4 protein-coding genes and 1 pseudogene are annotated in these 5,332 nt (G+C 44.5%); all 5 read right to left on the bottom strand.

The annotated features are described in order from the left end of the window. Positions 1-1,597: pseudogene (locus QZ375_RS13585) on the bottom strand (hypothetical protein); the annotation flags it as partial. Positions 1,598-1,655: 58 nt separating this feature from the next. Further along, positions 1,656-2,240: a signal peptidase I gene (lepB, locus tag QZ375_RS13580; RefSeq protein WP_295219816.1), complete on the bottom strand. Its 585-nt coding sequence runs from the start codon at positions 2,238-2,240 to the stop codon at positions 1,656-1,658. A gap of 35 nt (positions 2,241-2,275) precedes the next feature. Continuing rightward, the gene (locus tag QZ375_RS13575) at positions 2,276-2,725 is read right to left on the bottom strand and encodes a hypothetical protein (protein WP_295219814.1); all 450 of its coding nucleotides are present in this window, start codon (positions 2,723-2,725) and stop codon (positions 2,276-2,278) included. A 17-nt stretch (positions 2,726-2,742) separates the two neighbouring features. Then, entirely contained in the window at positions 2,743-3,330 is a 588-nt protein-coding gene (locus QZ375_RS13570; RefSeq protein WP_295219812.1) for a TetR/AcrR family transcriptional regulator, read from the bottom strand. Positions 3,331-3,718: 388 nt separating this feature from the next. Next, entirely contained in the window at positions 3,719-4,561 is an 843-nt protein-coding gene (locus QZ375_RS13565) for a tyrosine-type recombinase/integrase (protein ID WP_295219806.1), read from the bottom strand. Between the last annotated feature and the right edge of the window lie 771 nt (positions 4,562-5,332).

The raw sequence follows: 5,332 nt of genomic DNA, 5'->3' as shown, positions 1-5,332 counted from the left end.
CCTCATAACATTTGTACAACGTGGTTGTTATCGCACCGTTGGGGTTTGCATCAACATACACGCTTACCTCACCGGTTGCAAAATTGATTTTTACGGTGCTCGAGTCATGAATTCCGCCCACGTCGCCTACCAGCACGTCGTCCACGAAGATCCAGACGTCGTCATCTCCTGTGAACTCGAATACCGTATCCACCCTCTGATCGGTGCTGACATGGCCTCCGTTCAGCTGGATGAATCTGGTCGTAATCGTGATGCCGAAATAGTGGTTCACGTCACGACCGTCCCTGGCGGCGGTCATGATTTGCGGCGCCTGATTGAAGGGGAAAAAGCCTTTGCTGTCACAGGGTCGATTGTAAATCCGGAAGCTGCTGCTGGCTTCGTCAAACTCCGCCATTTGTTTTTTGCAGTCAAAGGAATAGTAGCCGTCGCCATCTATGCCGAACAGTCCTCTTACGTTCCTGTACGACGCCTTGCCCTCATGCTCCACGGCGGGGTTGAACAGGTATTCCAAGGATTCCTGCGAATCATAACCATAGCCGTCCACCGGGTATTTTCCGGAAAGAACGGGGTAGCCGTTGCTGCTGAGCCGGTTTTCTACAATTCCCTGCAGAGGATTTTTACCTCCTCCGACCCATTCATTCAACTTCGATTCATTACCTGTATCTGCTATTATTCCGCCGCCGTCAGAGAATTTGAACGCGTGCCCGTTGTTGATTCCACCGTATAACAGTTCGTCGGGTCTTGTTATCCCACCACAATAATCCGAAGCATACCGCTCCTCCGCAATCCAGTAGTCAAACAGATTCAAAACGGTGCTGGGAGCGGAAGCAGAGGATAACTGATTTGCCGTTTGCCGCTGTCCGCTTTGGTCCGTCCACCAGATGCCGTCTGAGTTGTATCCCCAAGTTTCGTTTGTATCAGCCGTCAGCATCACGTCAGACTGAAATCCGGACGCTTCCTGTTCCGCCGGCTGGAAGCATGCGTCATCGTGTACATGCTCGGTTACTTGAAGCATGCCGCAGATAAGTTTTCCGTTTTCGTCACGGCAGGTTTCGTCATGTGTATGTAACACTGCTGTTTCCTTGCAGATCAGCGTTTTTTCGGTCTGATAGCAATCATCGTTATGCTCGTGCTCCGCTATCTCAGGCAGTTCGCAGACAAGCTCGTTTTCTGCATTGTAGCAGCTTTCGCTGTGCGTATGCGGCGCTTCCGTTCCCTTGCAGATCAGAGTTTCTTCAGCCTGATAGCAATCATCGGTATGTTCGTGCGCTGTTATTTCGGGCAGCTTACAAACAAGCTCGTTTTCTGCATTGTAACAGCTTTCATTGTGTGTATGGATCACAAAATCCGCCTGTCCGCAGATCAGCGTTCCGTTTTCGTCACGGCACTCCGCCGTGTGCTGATGGACGCTCAGCGGGCAGTCCAGTACCGCCTGATTTTTCTCGAGTGTAATTGCCGGAAGAATGAGCGCATAAACGGTGCAGAATATGACGACCGCCGCCAAGGAGATAAAAACCGTGTAATACCATTTCCGATATTTCCGGGATTTGATTTGTTCTTTTGCCGCCTGGAGCAGCTGATCGTTTTTCATCTTCATGCGTTATACTCTCCTTCCTGAAAATATAAATGTTAAATCCAATAAAATCATATAAACCTTATTCGATCCTTCCGAATTCCTTCAACGGCCATACGCAAAACAGGATCCTGCCAACAATCTGCTCCTCTGCAACGCAGCCCACCGCCGTACTGCGGGAATCCACTGATACGCTGCGGTGATCTCCCATGACGAACAGACGGGACTCCGGTACCTGATATGGCATTTCTATGTCGCACTCACCAAGCGCTTTTTCCGTAAGATATGGCTCCTCCAGCCTTTCGTTATTCACATACACTGTGCCGTCTTCCTCTATATTCACCCAGTCGCCCGGTTCGGCAATGACGCGCTTGATGAGGATTTTGTTATTATAATAGAAAGCGATAATATCTCCGCTTTGGAAGTCGCCGGACTTGACCGATACGACAATGTTTCCGTCGCTGAGCGTCGGCGTCATGGAGCCACCGTAAATCTGCAACACCGGCATCCACAGGGTCGCTACCAAAACCGCTATGGCGGCAACTGTGATCAGCGTATACACCGTACTGCGCAGGACAACGTGGTACCGGCGTTTGTATTTCACACGGTTTAATTCCTTCTCCAATTCTTCAGAGGATGGCATTTCCATAAACTGTTTGCGCCGCATATTCACTCCTATCCGGGTTCATTCAAAAGCCTCGATTAAAGCTTTCTAAACTCTTCCATTTTATTGGATACCTCGCCCAAGCATAGGGCTACTCGCTGCTGTGCCTGACTTAACCTTTCTTCGCACTGCTTCTGCGCCTCCTCTTCCATCCTGCGGCATTTTCTCGCCGTGTCACTTTCCATACGCTTGCATTTTTCTTCCGTTTCCGCCTGCATCTTTGCACAGATATTTTCCTGCCGTTCGTTCAGCGCCTGAATGTTCTCCAAATATTGGGCTGCTGCAGCCTGCGCCGCCTCGAAAACACCGTTCAGTTGCAAGCATGCCTCCGCAAGAGAGCCTGCATTATTGATCGTTATCATGCGGGCGGACAGCTTCTCTTCCAATGCCTCGATTTCTGCTTGCAGCTTCTCGTTTTCCCTGGTCTTCTTCAGTAACATTGAAAGTAAATCTGTGCGGCTTAATTTTTTCAGTTCTTTTTCTGTCATGTCTTTGTCCTCATGCTCTATTTCACCGTCTCCGCATCTAACTTTCCTTTCATCAGTGGGAAAGACACTCCGTTCCATAACAACCGCCATATCATTTCATATGTATCTTTGTTTTTCTTCAGTTCCCCGCGAATAACCTTCTTTGCAAATACGCCGGAAAGATCCAGCATGTACATCCAAAAATATTCGCTGCTGATTTCACTTCCCTCTGAGTGTACTCCGAAGTCTTTCGTTAGGGTTTCCACGCAGTTTGGAATCCGTTTCTCGATTTTGTCCTGCATAGCTGCAAATGACTTTGATTCCCGATACTCATAGTAGTACAGCGTTTTGTAATCGTTCTTCACCATAAAACGGAAATATCGCAGCCAAAGCTTATGCATATTTTCGCAGAATTTCTCCGGAGACTTGGTCTCTTGGAAGTTTTCTTTCTCAAACATCTCATAGATCAGTCCGTCCACATGAAGATAACACTGTAGAAGCAGATTTTCCCTTGTTCCATAATGACAGTAGATAAGATTATCCGATGTTTTAGCTGCCTGCGTTACCTGCTTCATAGCAAAAGCGGGTAGTCCAACATCAGCGACTACTCTCATTGTGGTGTCCAATAGAATATCCTTCCTTTTTTTCTCCTCCTGCAACACTGATCCATCTCCCTTTTCTACATAATTATAGTTATGTTGTAATTTTATTTAGAAATTGTTACTCAAATAAACTACATACAGATCTACATACGGATATTTGAGCATAGTAAAATAAGCCCACTCAATTTTTTTGAAAAAATTGAATGAAAGAGCTTTCTTCTGTTGCCCTGAAAATATGAACTTTTTCGGAACACTGTGGATATTGAAAGTGTACATTGACATTTACAATATTTTTTCTTATAATATGGCATGCTTATATTCTGTGAGTTTGCACAGTTTGTAGATGGGCAGATGGAAGAACAACATAACTATAATTTTGTTCCCGATATCATGTATATCGGCTTTTTTATGTTTATGATATAAGCCGCATGCCGTCGATTTTACGCCGATGCTCTTCACCTGTAGTCACGATATAGATGCGTGTGGTGTTGATGCTGCTGTGCCCTAAAATATCCGCCAGTTTTACTATATCTTTTTCAATCCCATAAAAGGTTCGGGCAAACAAATGCCGCAGATTGTGCGGAAATACCTTTCCAGACGCTACGCCTGCTCTTTCGCAGAGTGCTTTCATCTCTTTCCAAATATTACACCGGTTCATCGGCTTACCTGTTCTCGTAATAAAGACAGCGCCGGTTATTATGTTTTGTTCCCGGATATATCGAATTAGCTTCTTTTGCAGTCGGTTTGGGATAAAGATCGTTCGTGTTTTCCCTTTGCAGCGTACGGCTGCCTCGCCGTGTCTGACAGCTTCAATGGTGATATACTGCAGCTCGCTTACACGGATGCCGGTTGCGCAAATGGTTTCGATCAGCAGACTGAGCCGTTCGCTTCCTGTTTCCTTTGCCGCATGGATCAAGCGAAAATATTCCTCACGGGACAATTCTTTTTCTTCCGAGCAATAGATTTTTTGTTGTACCTTGAACTGTTTGACACAGCAACTTTCTAAACTAACAAATCGCAGAAAAGAATTTAGGGATGCAAGCATGGAATTGGCGCTTGCGACAGCATAGTCCTCTTGAAGTTTTGATTTGTATTCCATTGTCAGCAATTTATCAATTTTTTTGCCATTAGCATATTCCATAAAATGCCGGACGTCTCTGAGATACTTCTCAATCGTGGCTTTACTTTTTTCATCTTCCCGCAGATACCTTTCAAAGGCATCTAATGTATTTTGCGTGATCTCTTTATTATCCATATAATATTTTCCTCCGTTTGTTCTTTTTGAATTTAATAATATCCAACCTATTTTACATTATTTTTTGACATCGAAGTGAATGGAATAATTTTTCGTCTCTCCAATGCTTCAATAGCTGGTAATTTATATTACCTGCATTTTTATATTGATTGATCATCTGATGCAGGATTATCAACTATAAGTGAATCGGTATCTGACAAGAAGCTGCAATGTCTGCACAGCATCGCACTGTGCGGCGAATGAAATGATATAGTTCTTTATGTACTTGAAAATAACGCATTCATGGTCAGAACAATTCGGCGGTGGGACTTTTTTGGCAAGTTAAGCGGCATAAAAAAAGAAAACGGCAGATTGAAATGTATGATTTCAAACCCGCCGTTAGTCTATCATATTTTGTTTTGGTGCACAGGTATTTAGCTATCGAAACAACGGTTCTTTCCACTCTTTCGATAGTGTTTGGATATTCGGACTTTTGGCACTCATTATACACTTTATTATGTATAAAACGATCTTCTGCAGCATATTGTATCACGCCTTATATTCACCAATTACGTATGGCTTTGATAAATTAGGTCACCCGGTCGCTCAGTTCGTAGTCTCATTTATTGTTCTCTGAGTTCGTTTTTTCGAACAAAACAAGCCTAAACAAACCAAAAGTATGATTTTTTAGCGGTCTTAAAATATCCCGACACGTTTTTACTCAAAGGAGAGGGGTCTAGTAAAAAGGGGGAAGGAATGGTGGAGGAGTGGTGTTTTTTTCGATGATTTGCG

Source organism: Ruminococcus sp. (genome assembly GCF_019417665.1).
Classification (GTDB): Bacteria; Bacillota; Clostridia; order Oscillospirales; family Ruminococcaceae; genus Ruminococcus_C.
The sequence above is the reverse complement of the archived record's forward strand: the minus strand, read 5'-3'. Positions and strand labels throughout refer to the sequence as shown.

Bases quoted from the DNA above. Each gene is read 5' to 3' on its own strand.
- lepB (WP_295219816.1), bottom strand. From the start codon at position 2,240: ATGCGGCGCAAACAGTTTATGGAAATGCCATCCTCTGAAGAATTGGAG.
- QZ375_RS13575 (WP_295219814.1), bottom strand. From the start codon at position 2,725: ATGACAGAAAAAGAACTGAAAAAATTAAGCCGCACAGATTTACTTTCA.
- QZ375_RS13565 (WP_295219806.1), bottom strand. From the start codon at position 4,561: ATGGATAATAAAGAGATCACGCAAAATACATTAGATGCCTTTGAAAGG.